The organism is Emticicia sp. MM, from assembly GCF_001649495.1.
This window is the reverse complement of record NZ_LXHX01000009.1, coordinates 31,777-49,848: the sequence shown is the minus strand read 5'-3', so window position 1 is coordinate 49,848 and position 18,072 is coordinate 31,777. Positions and strand designations below refer to the sequence as shown.

Here is an 18,072-nt window from a genome sequence, read left to right as displayed (position 1 = left end):
ATCAAAAACTACGCTTATGAAAAATATCAAAAGGTCATTTCAAATATTTCTACTTACCCTTATTTGTTCAAATTTATTATTCGCCCAAAAACAACTTATAATGATTGGGGGCGGCAAACGCACGCCTGATATTCTCACAAAATTTATCGAACTAAGCGGCAATGAAAAAGGAAATATATTGGTGATTCCGTGGGCGAGTGGCGAGCAAGAAGCTGCTTATTCCAATATTAAAAATGAGATTGGAGTTCTTTCAAAAATTGTGGTTGAAAAAGCTCCTTTGGCACCTCTTACCACTGAAAGTAAAGCTTTACTTTTAAATCAACTCAAAGCCGCTAAGGGGGTTTTCTTTTGTGGAGGAGACCAAAATCGAATCATGGATGTGTTGAAAGATGAAGAACTTTTTAAAGCGATGCACGAACGCTATAATAATCAAGTGGTTTTTGCTGGAACAAGTGCTGGAACTGCCATTATGTCGGAAATTATGATTACAGGCGAAGGTGATTTTAAAGTAATTGATGGAACAAAAGTAGAAACTAAAAAAGGGCTCGGCTTAATGAATGAAATCATCGTTGACCAACATTTTATTAAACGCCAAAGACAAAATAGACTTATTGGTTTAATTTTTCAAAATCCTACTTTATTAGGTATTGGTATTGATGAAAATACAGCCCTTTGGGTACAAGATAATCGAAATGCAGAAGTATTGGGCGAAAGTCAAGTGATGATTTTTGAAACAACCAAACAAGCCAAAGAAATGAAGTTTATTATACTCGAAAAAGGAGAAAAATACAATTTGAAAAAACGAAAGAAGAGGTAGTGTTTTTAAGCAAAAACGCACAAATTATCACTAATTTTCATTCTTTTTCGAGAAATTTCTTAATTCTTAATTCTTAATTCTTAATTAAGCCTTACCTTTGTAGCTCAATTATTAGATAAAAAATGACTGACCGTTATATGCAGCGTGGAGTTTCGGCTGCAAAAGAAGATGTGCATAAAGCCATCGAAAAACTCGACAAAGGTCTTTTTCCAAAAGCATTTTGCAAAATTTCACCCGATACATTAGGTGGAGATGCCGAATATTGTAATATCATGCATGCCGATGGTGCTGGAACAAAAACTTCATTGGCATATTTATATTGGAAAGAAACGGGTGATATTTCGGTTTGGCGTGGCATTGCACAAGACTCGATTGTGATGAATACCGATGATTTAATTTGCGTAGGAGCCGTTGGCCCGATGCTTATTTCATCAAGTATCGACCGTAATAAAAATAAAATTCCGGGAGAAGTCATTGCTGAAATTATCAACGGTACCGAAGAATGTTTAGAAATGCTTCGTAGTCATGGTGTGGAAATTTACAGTACTGGTGGGGAAACAGCTGATGTAGGAGATTTAGTTCGTACAATTGCCGTAAACAGCACTATTATTGCCCGCATGAAACGCTCAGATGTTATCTCAAACGACAATATCAAGGCTGGGGATATCATTGTTGGCTTAGCATCTTATGGACAATCAAACTACGAAACTGCCTACAACGGAGGTATGGGGAGTAATGGTCTGACTTCAGCTCGCCATGATGTTTTAGGTAAAATTTACGCAGAAAAATATCCAGAAAGTTTTGATGGGGAAATCAATAAAGATTTAGTTTATAGTGGAGCAAAACTTCTAACAGAAGAAATTGCAGGTGTTAATGTAGGAAAACTTATCCTTTCACCTACGCGTACGTACGCTCCAGTTGCGAAAGCATTTTTGGCCGAACTTCGTCCGCATATTCATGGCATGGTTCATTGCAGTGGTGGGGCTCAAACAAAAGTCTTACATTTTATCGAAAACTTACACGTAATTAAGGATAATCTCTTTCCAATTCCACCCTTGTTTAAACTTATTCACGAACAAAGTGGAACTTCATGGCAAGAGATGTATAAAGTATTTAACATGGGCCACAGACTTGAGGTTTATCTCGAAGAAGCATATGCTCAAAGAGTTATCGAAATAGCTAATTCTTTTGGCATCGAAGCTCAAATAATTGGTCGAGTTGAAGCTGCACAAAGTAAGAAGGTAAGCATCAATAGCGAATTTGGTGAATTTACCTACTAATCAAGACCTTCATTAAGAATTTTTCTAAATTTATTTGAATATAGCAAAGGAAGTGCAACTCGCACTTCCTTTTTTTTCGTCCTTAGAATTACAAAACCTATTTATTTATTAAACCGCATTTTCTTATAGATAGATTCTTTACAAATTTTCTATTATTCACTTTAAAAGATTCTATTTATGAAGAATTCAGAGGCTATCTCACGCAAAGATTTTTTGATGCAAATTGGTTTTAGTGGTGCTGCATTAATGGCTGCACTTACCTCATGCGGAGGTACGGATACTGTCACCCCAATTTCTGCTTTTACAGTAGATTTATCTACCACTACCGCCCTTAATAATGTTGGTGGGTACATCAAAACAAATGGCGTAGTTTTAGCTCGAATCGCCTCAGGTAACACAAGTTCAGCGTTTGCTGCCATTGCTCGTACTTGCCCACATGAAAAGAAAGACCAAATAGTTTATAATTCCGCAAAAGGTCAATTTCAGTGCACCGCACATGATTGGTATTTTAAAACTAATGGTACGGGGGTTGGCAATGGAAGCATTACAGCCTATACAGTTACCTTGTCGGGTACTACTTTGAGTATTGCTTAAGAAGCACAAAAAACGTCGGCAAAGTTTTGAGCCTTGCCGACGTTATATTATCAAAATACTTAAACACAATCAGAAACCGCCACCTGCATACATTTTCACATCATCGAGTGTAATAGTTGGTCCACACATAATGACCAATCGCTCAACTACGTTGCGTAATTCACGCACGTTTCCTGTCCAAGGGAGGCTTTTCATATATTCCATTGCTTCGGGAGCAAATTCTTTCGGATTATCGCCATACTCATCAGCCACATCGCACAAAAACTTCTCTGCTAATAACGGAATATCATCTTTACGGTCAGTCAAAGCAGGAACATGAATCGGAATGACATTTAAGCGGTGGAATAAGTCTTCACGGAAGTTACCTTCGGCAATTTCTTTACGCAAATCTTTATTTGTAGCCGCAATCACACGCACATTTATCTTTATTTCCTTATCACCACCCACACGTGTAATCTTACTTTCTTGTAAAGCACGAAGCACTTTTGCTTGGGCAGAAAGGCTCATATCGCCAATTTCATCTAAGAAAAGTGTACCGCCATCGGCTTGTTCAAATTTACCGATACGTTGTTTTATCGCCGAAGTAAATGCCCCTTTTTCGTGGCCAAAGAGTTCACTTTCAATTAATTCAGAAGGTATAGCCGCACAGTTTACCTCAATCGAAGGCTGATTACATCTATTACTTTTCTCATGAATTTGCTTAGCAACCATTTCCTTACCCGAACCATTTGGTCCAGTGATAAGCACACGAGCTTCTGTTGGTGCTACTCTATCAATGGTTTCTTTAACCTTTCTAATAAGGTCTGATTCTCCAACGATTTCGTTAATTTTATAAATTCTGCGTTTGAGTACTTTGATTACTTCAACGTCTTTGCTCTTTTCGATGGCGTTGCGTACAGTAACCAGCAAACGATTCAAATCAGGTGGTTTCGTAATGAAGTCAAAGGCACCACGTTTAGTGGCTTCTACTGCATTTTCAACATTACCAAAGGCCGAAATCATAACAAATTGGGTCATTACTCCTTCTTCTTTGGCTTTCAACAGCATTTCTAGACCATCTAATTTGGGCATCTTGATATCACAAAGAGCAACATCATATTGTGTTTTTAGCACCATTTCGAGGCCCTCTTCTCCATCTTTTGCTTCATCTACTTCGTACTCTTCATATTCTAGAATGTCACGAAGGGCATCTCGAATACTTTTTTCGTCATCAACAATCAATAATTTTGCCATTGCTTGGTTTTACTCTTAGTGAGCTTAATTGATTTTATGATTTAAGGGGAAATTTTAATTGTGACGCAAAATAATGAAAAAATCTCAACATCACTGATATTTTTAATATTTAAAAAAGCTCTAGGTATATATTTTTAGGAATTTTCTTAACACTAAACCGCTGACGCGTGTTGTTATGATAAAACTAAGAAATCGTATTTGCAATGAAAGCAGCAATTATAGGAGCGGGTATCGGAGGCATCGCAACAGCCATCAGATTGGCTAATAAAGGATACTCGGTGGAAGTATTTGAGGCCAACGACTATGCCGGGGGAAAATTAAGCGAATTTCAGCAAGGAGAATACCGCTTTGATGCTGGGCCTTCGCTGTTTACGATGCCGCAGTTTGTGACTGAACTATTTGAACTTTCAGGCAAAAATCCTGAAAACTATTTCCAATATTTCAAATTACCCGAAGTTTGTAAATATTTTTGGGATGATGGAACTAGACTTAGCGTTTCGGCCGATATTGAAGCTTTTGCTCAGGAAGCAGAATACAAACTTGGCGAACCAGCACAAAATATAATCAAATTTTTAAAAGATGCCGCTTTTAAATATGAAGTTTTGAGTGGCCTTTTTTTAGAAGATTCTCTTCATAAAGTATCGACTTGGACCTCAAAAAAAGCATTCAGAGGTTACTGGAATTTGCCTAAAATGGGCATTTTTGGCACTATGAATAGAGCCAATGAACGGTTTTTCAAAACTGAAAAGGCCGTTCAATTATTTAACCGTTATGCAACTTACAATGGTTCTGACCCTTATCAAACTCCAGCGACGCTTAATATTATTCCACATTTGGAATATAATGTTGGAGCTTTTTTTCCTAAAAATGGCATGTATGGTATCACCCAAAGTTTGGTCGATTTAGCTAAAGATTTGGGTGTAAAATTCAATTTTGGGGTAAAAGTTGAAGAAATTATTATTGAAAATAGTTCGGCAAAAAAAATAAGGGTAAACAACCACGAACTTGCCTTCGATAAAGTCGTCTCGAATATGGATGTAACGCCTACCTACCGTAAGTTACTTCCTAAAGTAAAGCATCCTGACAAGATTTTAAATCAGGCAAAAAGTGGTTCTGGCTTGATTTTCTATTGGGGAATTAAACAACAATTTGCTCAATTAGGCTTACACAATATATTCTTTTCGAATAATTACAAAGCCGAATTTGAACACCAATTTCAAAAAAAGACAATTTATCACGACCCTACGATTTATCTTAATATTACCTCTAAATGCAAAGCTGATGATGCTCCTGAAGGTTGTGAAAATTGGTTTTTGCTAATCAACGCTCCTGCCAATGAGGGGCAAGATTGGGAAAAAATAATTGCTTCAACTCGCCAAAATATTATTAATAAATTGAGCAAAAATTTAGGTGTGAATATTGGTGAATTAATTGAAAACGAATCAATTCTAGACCCAAGAACCATCGAATTACGCACTTCTTCGGCACAAGGAGCATTATATGGCAATAGTTCGAATAATAAGTTTGCCGCATTTTTAAGACATGCCAATTTCTCTTCTGAAATTAAAAATCTATATTTTGTCGGTGGAAGTGTCCATCCCGGAGGAGGAATCCCGTTGGCTTTGTCTTCGGCAAAGATAGTTGCGGATTTGATTGAATAGTTATTAAGATAGATGGTTTGATTGTTTTTCTAGGATTCAACAGAAGTCCATACTTATTCATTTCTGTACTTTTCAAAGTTTAAACATAATTGTTTTTATTTTATCTATTTTTTCAGGAATCATAGAAACTTTTTTAACAACCAATTAGTTGATTAATCAACAATATCAAAGTCAACTTTCATGGAATTAGATAAAGATTCGCTTCAATTCGTTTTTGGTAGTACTATTCGAGCTTTACACAAAGCAACTGCCTTAGAATTTGACAAAAGCGGTTTGGAGATTTCTCCAGAACAATATCATTTACTTAAAATTATCGCCTCAAAAGAAGATTCAATTCAAGCAGAATTAGCCGAAATTATGCAACTAGATAAATCGGGAATTATGCGACACATTGACCAAATGGAGGCAAGAGGTTTCGTACAACGTGTAAATGATGCCCAAGACCGCAGAAAAAAATACATCGTACTTACCGAATCGGGCATTCAAAAATTAGATAATTGCAAAATAGCATTAGACAAAATGGCCAATACAATATTAAAAGGTGTTTCGGATGCCGAGCTACTAATATTTAAACAAGTATTAACAAAACTCAAAGAAAACGCTGGCGGGTAAAATTTTTTACCCATATAGTTGACAAATCAACTATATTAAAATCAACTTTTTCAAAGAAAAATTCAATTTAGATACCAATGAAAAAAACGAGTCTGTTTATTTACATGATTTGGCAAATCAGTACCCTTACAGCCAATGCTCAAGGCAATGCTACACAGCTTTCGCTCAAAGGATGTGTTGATTATGCACTCAAGAATCATTTAAGTAATACGATTGCCAACAATGAAATTTTGGCAGCGAAAGAAAAAGAGAGAGAAGCATTATCGGGCTATTTACCACAAGTAAATGCCAATATAGGCTTTGATGATAATTTAAAACGTCAGGTTTCGGTTATTCCTGCGGGTGCGTTTAGTCCAACTGAAATTCGTATCCAGTTTGGTAATCAGTATAATACCAATGCTGCTGCCCAAGTTGACCAAGTGATTTATGATAAATCTATGCTATTAGGTTTGAAAGCAGCAGAACCGAACAATCAGTTAGCGGCCCTCAAAAAAGAGCAAACACAAGAAAATCTTATTTATAATACGGCAAATGCTTACTTTCAAGTACTTGTTTATTTAGAGCAAGAGAAACTTACCCTCGAAAATGAGAAGAAGTATCGTGAATTGGTTAATATCTTAAAATTAAGATTAGAAAAAGGGGTCATCAAGAAAACTGATTTAGACCGCACGCAATCAACACTTAATAATATTCTTGCTCAAAAATCAATCATTCAGGCCAATAAAGAAGTTTCATTGAATCGCTTGAAAAATGTAATAGGTATGCCATTGAGCGAAGAAATAAGTATTAATGAAAGTATTAATTATGAAAGTTTCACACAGTTAATCAGAGAGAACTCGCTGGATGTAAATAACATAATTGACTACCGAGTACAAAGTAATAGCATCGCACTTCAGGAAATTGACGTAAAGCGTAAGCAAGCTGCTTTTTTACCAACCGTTTCGGCATACGGACGCTACGGAGCACAGAGTTTTGGCAATGACTTCGGTAAATCGTTTACTAATTGGTTCGATTATTCTTCGGTCGGCTTGAAAGTAAACGTGCCAATTTTTAGTGGTTATCGCAAAAATAGCCAGCTTAAACAAAGCGAAATTAGCCTATTAAATGCACGCACAAATTTGAAGCTAAGCACCGAAAGTATGCAGTTAGCATTTCAAAATTCAGCCTCTCTCCTGCTAAAATCACAATCCGACTTAAAAATTAATAAAGAGAATTTAAACTTCGCTAAAGAAGTATTTGAAAGCAGCACATTTGAATACCAAAAAGGGATTTCAACACTTTCTGACTTACTCAATGCCGATTATTCTTACAAAGAAGCACAGAGTAATTATATGAATTCGCTTATCAACTTTTTAAGCACACGCCTCGAATACGAAAAATCGAAAGGAAATCTAAAAAATTACATCAATCAGTTTTAATAAAAATATTTCAATGAAAAAGTCAATCATCATTATCATATCAGTTGTTGCGGTATTGGGAGCTATCGGCTTTACTCTTGCCAGAAACAAGAAAAAAATAGACGCCAATAAAGTAGTTGTTGACCGCACGAAAATTCCAGTTTCGGTGGCTACAACGCCAGTTGCTTACCAAGATTTTGACGGAAAAGTAGTTTTACCTGCCAACTTAGAACTTAATAGTGAAGCCACTATTGCAGTAGGTATTCAAGGAAAAATAGAAAAACTTGCCATTGAAGTTGGTTCAAGAGTGGCCAAAGGACAAGTTATCGGAACATTAGATTCTCGACTCAAACAGTTGAATTTGAAAGCAAATGAGCTAACACTTGCCAAATTAGAAAGAGATTTACAAAGAAACGAAGACCTTTTTAAAGGTAATGCGGGTACAGAATTGAGTGTAGTAAACGGAAAATACGATATTGAAAATACACGTATCCAGATTGAGCAAGTAAAACAACAAATTACCGATGGTAACATTATTTCTCCAATCAGTGGGATTGTTACTTCTCGTAAATTAATGGCTGGTGAATTTGTAAGTCCTGGAACGGTAATCGCAACGGTTGTAGATGATGCACACTTAAAAGCAGTGGTATTCGTCAACGAAAAAGATGTTTATCAATTACGTTTAGGGCAGAAAGCAAGTATAACTACTGATGTGTTTCCAACAAAAAACTTTACAGGAAATGTGAAGTTTATCTCTCCGAAAGGTGATGAAAATCATAATTATCGCGTAGAACTACAACTCAATACCAACGAACTTAAAGCTGGCACTTACGTAATGGTAGCATTTGATTTAGGCGGTAAAGCTCGTGTATTACAAATACCAAAATTAGCTTTGGTTGAAGGCATAAAAAATCCTTATGTATATGTTGCTGAGAATAATGTAGCAAAAATTAGAAAAATTACTGTCGGTCGAGAAATCGGAGAAAACATTGAAGTTGTGGGTGGTTTAGTAGCAGGTGAAGAGGTAGTAATCAGTGGCCAAATAAACCTAACAGATGGCAGTAGTATTGTAAAAACATCAAATAAGTAATTGGTTATTGGTCTACTGTAGTGGATTTGTTACTGGTAAATTAGTTATGCGGGGATTTGTGATTTAATATAAATTTTAAAAATCATGCACTCAACCAGTAACTTTTAAGAAATAAACAAATAAGCAGTTTCTCAGTAGACCAGTAACTAATCAACAAATAACTATTAAAAAAATGTCAATAACCGAAATATCAATCAAACGCCCATTGCTGATTACGGTATTTTTCGTAACGCTGATTTTGTTTGGTGCGATTAGCTATAAGCAATTGAATTACAATCTTTTGCCAAAGTTCGAAGCCAACGTAATCATGGTTCAAACCGTATATCGTGGTGCTTCTTCTGATGAAATTCAGAATACCCTCACCAAACCCATCGAAGAAGCCATTTCGGCCATCGAGGGTGTAGATAAGATTGCTTCTACTTCATCAGAAGGGATTTCTATCGTAACTGTTCAGCTTAAAGCAGGTATCAACACACTTGATGCACAGCGAGATGCCGAACGTAAAATAAATCAAATAAAATCGACATTACCTGATGATGCCGACGACCCCGTTGTCAATCGTTTTAATACTGATGAAATTCCTGTACTTAGAATAAGTGCTTCGGCAAATATCTCGGAACCAGCTTTGTATGATTTAATCGAGCAAAAAATCAAGCCTATTCTCTCAAATGTAGCAGGTGTAGGTACAGTTAGATTAATCGGTGGAAATGAGCGTGAAATTCAAGTAAATCTTGATAATACTAAATTACAAGCCTACAATATTTCATCTGCCCAAGTAAATCAAACCATTGCCAATAGCAATAGTTCGTTTCCAGCAGGTAGCGTATTAAGCAATGATAATCGTACATCAATCAGATTAGATGCGAAACTTATAAAGGTAGATGAACTTCGTAACCTTATTATTCGACAAAATAATGATGGAAGCAGAGTTTTATTAAAAGACATTGCTAATATTACAGATGGTCAAACGGAATCTAAAACCATTAATCGAAATAATGGAAAGGCTGGTATTGGTATTGAAATTGTAAAGCAAGCAGATGCGAATGCTGTAAATGTGAGTAAATCAGTCAAAGAAACATTACAGAAAATTAAGCAATCTTATGCCTCTAAAAACTTCAACTACGAAATTGCGGCCGACCAATCGATTTATACACTTGCCTCAGCCGACGCCGTAGTACATGATTTGTTCTTGGCTATTGTAATTGTAGCAGGCGTAATGTTGTTCTTTTTACACAGTTTCCGAAGCTCAATGTTCGTATTGGTTGCCATTCCTTCGGCCATGATACCAACATTCATTCTGATGTATGTTTTTGGCTTCTCGCTCAACCTAATGACCCTCATGGGACTTTCATTGGTAGTAGGTATCTTGGTTGATGATAGTATTGTGGTTTTAGAGAATATCTATCGCTACCTCGAAATGGGTAAGAATAAGGTGCAAGCGGCTCTTGATGGTAGAAACGAAATTGGTTTTACTGCCCTTGCCATTACGCTTGTCGATGTGGTGGTTTTCCTACCTTTATCTATGAGTGGCGGCTTGATTGGCAATATCCTACGTGAATTTTCTTTAGTTGTAGTATTCTCAACCCTCATGAGTTTATTGGTTTCTTTTACACTTACGCCACTTTTGGCATCAAGATGGGGCAAGGTTGAGATTTTGAGTAAATCAAGTCTTTGGGGTAAAATCAACCTTGCTTTTGAGAATTTCCTCAATAATTTAAGAGATGAATATGGCCGAATGTTATCTTGGGCATTAAACCATAAACGTTGGGTATTATTAGTAATTTTTGCCCTATTCTGTGGTTCAATTGCTCTATTACCTGCTGGCTTTATTGGTACTGCTTTTACAGGTGCTGGTGACCGTGGAGAATTGACCATTCAGCTCGAAATGTCGCCTCAAACGCCATTGAACCAAACCAACCTTATGACTCGCCAAGTAGAGCAGTTATTACTTCAAAAACCAGAAGTTACTAAAGTTTTTGCCAATGTAGGTACTCAAACTGGTGCAATGGGTTCAGGAAATTCAAACTCAAATATTTCTGAAATTGCGGTAACACTTGTTGACAAAGAAAAACGCAGCATTTCATCAGATAAATTTGGTGACATGGTTCGTAACGAAATCTCACAGATTCCGGGGGTAAAAGTAGTCATTCGTCCCGCTAATATCACTGGTAATAGTGAAGCACCTATTCAGATTGCCGTGAAGGGTGTTGATATGAAGCAAATCCGAGAGGTTGCTCAATCGGTTAAGAATATTGTCCGTAAAACTCCCGGAACCGATTACGTAGAATTTAGTACGAAAAGTCCTAAAACCGAAATTGCCATTCAATTAAATCGTGAGAAAATCGCTCAAGCTGGCTTAAGTGTTCCTGAAGTTGGTGGAGCTATTCAGTTGGCATTCAGAGGAAACGACCTATCGAAATTCAAACAAGAAGGAGAAGAATATCCTATCAATATTTCGTTGGAAAAGTCAGATAGACGCTCGATTGAAAATATCAGAGCACTTACTTTAAGAACAAATCGTGGAAGCATCGTAAAACTTAACGAGATAGCCGATATTTCAGAAGTTGTTGGTCAAGCAGTTCTTGAGCGTTCTGACCGAATGAATTCAATCAAAGTTACGGCTTCATCCGTAGGTCGTCCAACGGGTACAATTGTAGCTGATATTGAAAAGGAAATTGCCAAACTTAAAATTCCCGATGGCATTACAATTGAATTTCAAGGAGAAGCCCAACGCCAAAAAGATGCCTTTGGTAGTTTAGGATTAGCATTCGGGCTAGGTATTCTATTGGTTTATCTCATCATGGTGGCCCTCTACGAAAGTGTGGTTTATCCATTTGTGGTATTATTCTCTATTCCAGTGGCTTTGATTGGTGCTTTATTGGCACTTGCACTAACTATGGAATCACTTACTATTTTTGCCATCGTTGGTCTAATCATGCTCTTGGGCTTAGTAGCTAAAAACGGTATTCTAATTGTAGATTTTACCAATCACTTAAAAGCTGAAGGACTTTCGGTCAAAGAAGCTCTTATTGAGGCTGGTAAAGAGCGTTTGCGTCCAATTCTCATGACAACCATAGCCATGATTGCGGGTATGTTACCAATTGCATTGGCTTCCGGCTCAGGTGCAGAAGTAAAAAATGGAATGGCGTGGGTAATTATCGGTGGCCTTACGAGTTCACTCCTTCTTACACTTTTCTTAGTACCTTCTATGTATATGATTATCGAATCATTGAAGAATCGAATACTAAAACTATCAAACAAAAAGAATGCTAAGAAAACCGCCGAACTTGTACACGAGTAAGCATTTAAGATTGATATAAAAAAAGTCGAGAGTCATGCCCTCGACTTTTTTATTTAAAGATATATTCTTAAGCCAAAATAAAACTGCGTTCACTAAAAGCTGGTAAATTTGGCTTTCCTTCATAAAAATACTTCAACTCATCTTTAGGGTCTATTAGGCCTAAACTATAAAGTACAGGCACAAAGTGGTCAGGAGTTGGAGCTGCTAGTTTGCCTAATTTGTGGCTTGTTTCATAATTAACCACATTCATAAAATTACGCTCATCAATTTGTTTTTTTATCCAAGCATCATATTCGGGCTCCCATCCAAAAGGAGTCATATCACCAGTACGAAACTTTTCACCTAAAATTTGCAGATTATGAATCAAAGAGCCACTTCCGATGATTAAAACCCCCTTTTCACGAAGAGATTTTAATTGTTTACCTAATTCATAATGATATTGAGGCGATTCGTAATAACTAATACTCATCTGAAAAACAGGAATATTAGCCTTCGGAAATAAGTGCATCAACATTGGCCAAGCACCATGATCGAGCCCCCATTCGGTAGTTTCATGTACTGACGGGATAATTTTTGTTACTTCTTTTGCAATTTCTGGTGCACCTTTAGCGTGATACTTCGGGTCGTAATAATGTTTGGGAAAACCATAGTAATCATAAATTTGTTGCTGCTCAGGCGAGATATTCACAAAGGTTCCACGCGAACACCAGTGTGCCGATACCACCAAAGCTGCTTTTACCTCATATTTTTTTTGTAATTCATTACCCAAATGAAATAGTGCATTCCAAAATGGACGATCTTCTTTTGATAAAGGAATATCCATTGGATTTCCATGTGAGGTAAACAACACTGGCATTCGTTTGCTTTGTGTTGGTAAGGTATCGGTAAATTGCTTGAAGCTACTGAGTGTTCCCATTGCCGAGAGTGATAAAATTGATTGCAGAAACTCTTTCCGTTCCATGATTTTCTAAATTTTCAGGTATTCAAAGTTAATAAAACTTCGAGAAGTATTTTAAACTCCATAAGCCACCTTCAAAAAAGTTTTCAAATCTGTTGGCTTACGACCCAATAATTCTTCTAAAGCAGAATAAGTAACATCAAAATCTCCATTTTTAATCCCAGCTGCAAATAAAACCGACATAATAACAATTCCTTCTGGCAAACCAAATTGTTTGAGTGAAGTTTCAAAAGCTTCTGATTCTGGACTTACATACCCTACCGTTTTTCCCGAAAGATTCGATAACTCAGCAGCAATATCAGCAAACGAATGAGCTTCGGCCCCTGTCAGATTGTAAGTTTTATTTTCGTGGCCTGTTGAAGCAAGAATATTGGCAGTTGCTTCGGCTAAATCTATTCGTGAAGCAAAAGCAACTTTTCCTTCACCACCTGCAAAGAAGATACCAGTTTCGAGAGCAGTTGGCCCAGCAAACATTGGGATTACCTCCTGATAAAGACTATTTTGTAAGAAAGTGTAAGTAAGTCCGCTCACCTTGATATAATCTTCGGTTTGATAATGGTCGCCTAAAAGTGGTTTCAAAGGTGAAGTTTCAATATTTTTTAGTGTTACACCTGTATAAAAAATATGTTGAACTCCAGCAGCTTTTGCAGCATCAACTACATTTTTATGCTGTCCTAAACGGTCATTAAAATCATTAGAGGAGACCAACAGTACTTTTTCAACACCTTCAAAAGCTTTTGTTAATGATTCCTTATCAAAATATGTTCCTACTCTTACATCTACACCTTTTACTTTTAAATCTGCCGCTTTACTGGCATCTCTTACCAATACCGCTAATTCACTTGCTGGCATTTTTTTCAATAGATTTTCTACTACTAAACCACCTAGTTGTCCGGTTGCACCTGTTACCAATATCATATCTTTAAAATTTTTGTTAATAATTTGTTTTCGATGGCACAAAAGTATATTAACTTTGCTATATAAAATATATCAGTATACTTTTGTATAGTAGTATCAAAAAGTATAGTATTCTAATAATCAACAAGATGCAGATACTAAAATTAGAAAATGTAAAGAAATGTCCAGTTTCTTACGTATTGGCTATTCAAGATACACTCAACGCTTTTCAAGGGAAATGGAAAATGCCAATTATTGGCACTTTATTATTTGGGAAGAAACGTTTCAAGGAAATTGAGCGAGAAATTACAAAAATTACTCCCCGAATGCTCTCACAAGAACTAAAAGATTTAGAAGCCAACGGAATTATTAGTAGAAGTGTTTACAATACCACACCTGTAACGGTAGAATACGAATTGACTGAATCTGGGAAGCAGTTAAGCAGTGTTTTAGAAGCGATGATTACTTGGGGCTTGCAACACCGTGAAGCTAATATGGTACAATTACTACCCGTTTTTCAGGAAAAAAAAGAAGCGGTTTAATATTTTTATCAAAAAGTATGACACACCTGTATTCGATAAGATTTTGCAGGTGTGTCGTCTACATTATTTTTCAATTTTCCTCCAAATTTCTTCTAACTCCTTATTTTTTTCTCCCTTATGCCCTTTTGATTCTTTATTGATATAATCAATACGTTCTTTGGTCATTGGGTGCGAATTTAGATATGCGGGCATTTTATCAACGCCATATTTTTTTTCTTCTTCATGCAGGCGTTCCATAAGTCTAGTCATGCCTTTGGGGTCAAGTTTATTATGAAACATGATTTCGAGTCCTTCTAAATCTGCTTCTTTTTCCATCTCGCGAGTAAAACCCAATTCATAAATATTATTGGCTTGGCTCACCATGATATTCCCGATTGAATTCATATCACCAACAATCACCGAAACCACCATCGAACCAGCCAAACTTCTCGAAAGCCCTTTTAAAGAATGGCGTTCTTTCACGTGTGTTACTTCGTGCGATAGCAAAGCGGCTAATTCTTCAGGCGTTTTAATTTTCTCAAGAATGGCATCAAATACTACTACATTGCCGCCAGGTAAAGCAAAAGCATTTATTTGTTTGTCCTTTACTACCGTAAATTTGAGCGGATATTTAGTCTGGAAATCTATTTTCTTAGCAAATATTTGTAGCTGTTTGGTTCGTTCTTGGTCAATTTCTTTTCCCCCAACAAAACTATCATAAAACTGTTTTCCTAACTCAACTTCGGTCTCAACTGGAATCTGAGCAGCAACATATTCAGCAATTTTAGGTAACAACAAGAAGTAAAAACCCACAGTAATAGCTACAAAAATTGCTATCGTAATTAATAAACCCCTAAAACCCGCTCCTGCCAATTCATTAGCAAATGCCCAAAATCCCTCTCGGCGTTTAGGCAAATAGTTTTCTAGTGCTTTGTTTAAAGGAGAATCTAACAAAAATTCAAGGTATTGATGCGGAAAGTCTCCGTATTGTAGCATCGTTTTCCCTTTTCCCGTAAATGAACTATATTCAATTTTAGGTATCTGCCATTCTACCTCTCCATTCCCGTACTTAATAATCAACCTATCTCCTACGAAACTCACTTGAGCTTCGTAGGGTTGGCTGGTTTTACCATCGTAATATATTGCTACGTATTCCATGATTATAGTATTTTAGATATGGTGTATTAGGCCAAATCAATATCTAACCAATCGCCGAGGTCTTCGCCAGTGGCATCTCGATAATTGCTTTCTGTTTGAGTTAAAGCGTCAGGGTCAAACGAGCCATCAATTGCTAAACGCGGCATAATAAAATGCAATGTACGGATTTCAACAAAAGGCGTAGCAATACCCAAAGTAAACACAATTAGGAGCATATTAGTGATACTTAAAACAAATAAATCGCTAAAAGTCATATTCAATTTTACCCCGTGCCATTGCTTGTTTTGATACAAGTAGGTATTATCGGCGTAATATTGAAAAATTTCTCGCTGACGCATCAAAGCCAATGCACCTATAATGGCAATAACAAAGAAATAAGTAAGAATTAACCATATAATAAATCCAAATGAAGGAGTACTCATTTTTTCTAAACTATCTCGATTGATGAAGCTTGACATACTAACGCCAAAAATTCCAAACATCATCATAACTACAAAAAATGCAGCAAACATAAATGCGAAATATTTGAGCTTGATAAGGAATAAATCTCCCCCTTTGCCCACAAAATCAAATTCAGCACTACCAAAACGAACATTTTGGGTAACATACTTGCGTAAATCAATTTCCAGCCAAGATAAATAAATTCCAAATGTGAAAAGAGTGAGCAATACACCTATAAAAAATTTAGCGAAAAGTTCACCTAATTGACCACGATATCCAAAGAATATCCCACGCCATGTGGTTCGAGACAAACGGTATTTAGCTGTACCATGAATGGCTAAAGGATAAACCAAAATCAAACCGCCATATAACAGTAAAAAGCCCAAAATGAAGCGATTATCACCTCTTGCCCACCAAAAACCGCCATATATTACAATCAAAATTAGAAGAAGTTTTAAGTATCCTATAAACATTTCTCGGCCTGTACCGTGAAACTTGAAACGACTTCCAGCAAATTCTGTTTGCTCATATAGGTAGTTTAGCTTGGCTGCCTTCGCCCATGGATAATAAAAGTTGAAAGTAACCACTTGTAAAATGGCATTTATTAGCCTAATAACAAAGTACTGTGTTCCTTCACCATGAAACGATAAAAACCACGGAGCATGAAAGATTGGTTGTTTGGGCTCCGCTTGAACTGGGGGTTCTACCTGAGGTGGGGTTTCTTCAACAGGTAAATCTTGTGTTCCTTCCGTTGCTTTATTCTCATTTTCAGAAGAAGTTTGTAAGCTTTTTAAGTTATCATCAGTAGTTTCTAAAGAATTGTCTTCAGGTAAATGTTCAGTCATTGAAGTTGAATAATTGATGTGAATAATGGTAAGCGTAACATATTTTGTGGGGAAATATACATATACTTTGGCTATTATTGAGAAATACACGCGTATTATTTATTGAATGTAGTTTAAAATAAAAAAGGTTGTGGGCTTTGCTCACAACCTTTTTTATTTTAAAAATTCAGGCTAAACCTTCTTTCAACAAATCATGAAGATGAACAAAACCAATTAATTGCCTGCCTTCAACGACTACTAATTGCGTAATACTTTTTTCTTGCATTATTGCCAATGCACTAGCGGCATATTCATCTGGTGAAACTGCTTTCGGAGTAGCATTCATGATATCTTTTGCTCTTAGGTTTGAAAAATCCTGCTGTTTATTTAACATTCTTCTCAAATCTCCATCAGTAATGATGCCTTGTAGCTCGTTATTGTCATTTACTACCGCTGTTGCTCCCAAAAGTTTTGAAGTCATTTCAAGAATTACTGCATGCACATCTGCCAATTCATGCACTTTAGGAACAGCATTATGTGGGAAAATATCTCTTACTTTTAAGTAAAGTTTCTTACCCAAACTTCCTCCCGGATGATATTTAGCGAAGTCTCTACTCGTAAAGTCACGTGCTTCGAGCAAACACATGGCCAAAGCATCACCTAATGCCAAGGCTACTGTTGTAGAAGTTGTTGGAGCTAAATTAAGTGGGCAGGCTTCACGGACTATGTGAGCATTTAGGATAAAATCAGAATTTTTGGCCAAATATGAGTTTACATTACTCACCATCGCAATCAATTGATTTCCGAATCTTTTCAAAAGGGGCACCAATACTTTTATTTCAGGGGTATCTCCACTTTTCGAAATACAAAGCACAATATCATCATTTTGAATCATTCCTAAATCTCCATGAATAGCATCTGCTGCATGCATAAAAATAGCAGGGGTGCCTGTAGAGTTCATGGTTGCTACAATTTTTTGACCAATAATTGCACTTTTCCCAATTCCTGTTACAATTAATCTACCCTTTACACCAAGAATTGCTTCTACACAAGCCTCAAATTCATCGTTAATATAACTTTTCAAAGAAAGAATTGCCTCCGCTTCATCTTGCAAAACTTTTTTAGCAACGCTTTGTATTTTTTTTTCTAACTTCGTATTCACTTTATTAATCCTTGTTTTAATAACAAAAGTACTTGATGTTTGCTCAGCTAACAAGATAAAGCTAAGCAAAAGATATTTGTCTGAAAAATAAAACTTGGTTGATTTAGTATAGAATTCTAAGTTTAA

15 protein-coding genes are annotated in these 18,072 nt (G+C 36.4%); 9 read left to right on the top strand and 6 right to left on the bottom strand.

The window, feature by feature from the left end; all coding sequences use genetic code 11:
- The first annotated feature begins 16 nt into the window (after positions 1–16).
- The 3 genes from A6M55_RS01230 to A6M55_RS01220 all read left to right on the top strand — a co-directional run bounded on the left by A6M55_RS01230 (position 17) and on the right by A6M55_RS01220 (position 2,691).
- Positions 17–817, top strand: coding sequence for a cyanophycinase (locus A6M55_RS01230; protein ID WP_197491642.1), 801 nt, complete (start codon positions 17–19; stop codon positions 815–817).
- 122 nt (positions 818–939) lie between these two features.
- Complete coding sequence (locus A6M55_RS01225) at positions 940–2,097, top strand: AIR synthase-related protein (RefSeq protein ID WP_064196189.1); 1,158 nt, start codon at positions 940–942, stop codon at positions 2,095–2,097.
- A gap of 177 nt (positions 2,098–2,274) precedes the next feature.
- Complete coding sequence (locus tag A6M55_RS01220; protein WP_064196188.1) at positions 2,275–2,691, top strand: Rieske 2Fe-2S domain-containing protein; 417 nt, start codon at positions 2,275–2,277, stop codon at positions 2,689–2,691.
- A 69-nt stretch (positions 2,692–2,760) separates the two neighbouring features.
- On the opposite strand, the gene A6M55_RS01215 is transcribed toward A6M55_RS01220, so the two are convergent.
- A complete protein-coding gene (locus A6M55_RS01215; protein ID WP_015029490.1) occupies positions 2,761–3,924 on the bottom strand; it encodes a sigma-54 dependent transcriptional regulator in 1,164 nt (387 codons plus the stop codon).
- A gap of 203 nt (positions 3,925–4,127) precedes the next feature.
- Here A6M55_RS01215 and crtD point away from each other — a divergent pair, with 203 nt between their 5' ends.
- The 5 genes from crtD to A6M55_RS01190 all read left to right on the top strand — a co-directional run bounded on the left by crtD (position 4,128) and on the right by A6M55_RS01190 (position 11,985).
- Positions 4,128–5,585: a 1-hydroxycarotenoid 3,4-desaturase CrtD gene (gene crtD, locus A6M55_RS01210; RefSeq protein WP_015029489.1), complete on the top strand. Its 1,458-nt coding sequence runs from the start codon at positions 4,128–4,130 to the stop codon at positions 5,583–5,585.
- 180 nt (positions 5,586–5,765) lie between these two features.
- Positions 5,766–6,197 (top strand): MarR family winged helix-turn-helix transcriptional regulator, encoded by a 432-nt coding sequence (locus A6M55_RS01205; RefSeq protein WP_015029488.1) that lies wholly within the window; start codon positions 5,766–5,768, stop codon positions 6,195–6,197.
- A 77-nt stretch (positions 6,198–6,274) separates the two neighbouring features.
- Positions 6,275–7,615, top strand: coding sequence for a TolC family protein (locus A6M55_RS01200; protein WP_015029487.1), 1,341 nt, complete (start codon positions 6,275–6,277; stop codon positions 7,613–7,615).
- A gap of 13 nt (positions 7,616–7,628) precedes the next feature.
- Positions 7,629–8,684: an efflux RND transporter periplasmic adaptor subunit gene (locus tag A6M55_RS01195; protein ID WP_015029486.1), complete on the top strand. Its 1,056-nt coding sequence runs from the start codon at positions 7,629–7,631 to the stop codon at positions 8,682–8,684.
- Between the two features lie 172 nt (positions 8,685–8,856).
- Positions 8,857–11,985, top strand: a complete 3,129-nt coding sequence (locus tag A6M55_RS01190) for an efflux RND transporter permease subunit (protein WP_064196187.1) — start codon at positions 8,857–8,859, stop codon at positions 11,983–11,985.
- A gap of 67 nt (positions 11,986–12,052) precedes the next feature.
- Here A6M55_RS01190 and A6M55_RS01185 read toward each other — a convergent pair whose 3' ends face one another.
- Together A6M55_RS01185 and A6M55_RS01180 are read right to left on the bottom strand one after the other, a co-directional pair.
- Positions 12,053–12,946, bottom strand: a complete 894-nt coding sequence (locus A6M55_RS01185) for a dioxygenase (protein WP_082892888.1) — start codon at positions 12,944–12,946, stop codon at positions 12,053–12,055.
- A gap of 51 nt (positions 12,947–12,997) precedes the next feature.
- Positions 12,998–13,861 carry an SDR family oxidoreductase gene (locus A6M55_RS01180; protein WP_064196186.1) on the bottom strand — a complete coding sequence of 288 codons (864 nt, stop codon included), beginning with the start codon at positions 13,859–13,861 and terminating at the stop codon, positions 12,998–13,000.
- A 128-nt stretch (positions 13,862–13,989) separates the two neighbouring features.
- On the opposite strand from A6M55_RS01180, the gene A6M55_RS01175 reads away from it, so the two are divergent.
- Positions 13,990–14,382, top strand: a complete 393-nt coding sequence (locus A6M55_RS01175; protein WP_015029482.1) for a helix-turn-helix domain-containing protein — start codon at positions 13,990–13,992, stop codon at positions 14,380–14,382.
- A gap of 63 nt (positions 14,383–14,445) precedes the next feature.
- Here the strand turns inward: A6M55_RS01175 and A6M55_RS01170 are convergent, their stop codons facing one another.
- The 3 genes from A6M55_RS01170 to A6M55_RS01160 all read right to left on the bottom strand — a co-directional run bounded on the left by A6M55_RS01170 (position 14,446) and on the right by A6M55_RS01160 (position 17,946).
- Positions 14,446–15,519, bottom strand: coding sequence for a M48 family metallopeptidase (locus A6M55_RS01170; RefSeq protein WP_064196185.1), 1,074 nt, complete (start codon positions 15,517–15,519; stop codon positions 14,446–14,448).
- A gap of 26 nt (positions 15,520–15,545) precedes the next feature.
- Positions 15,546–16,805 (bottom strand): YjgN family protein, encoded by a 1,260-nt coding sequence (locus tag A6M55_RS01165; RefSeq protein ID WP_064196184.1) that lies wholly within the window; start codon positions 16,803–16,805, stop codon positions 15,546–15,548.
- A 166-nt stretch (positions 16,806–16,971) separates the two neighbouring features.
- Positions 16,972–17,946: an SIS domain-containing protein gene (locus tag A6M55_RS01160; RefSeq protein ID WP_064196209.1), complete on the bottom strand. Its 975-nt coding sequence runs from the start codon at positions 17,944–17,946 to the stop codon at positions 16,972–16,974.
- Positions 17,947–18,072: the final 126 nt, after the last annotated feature.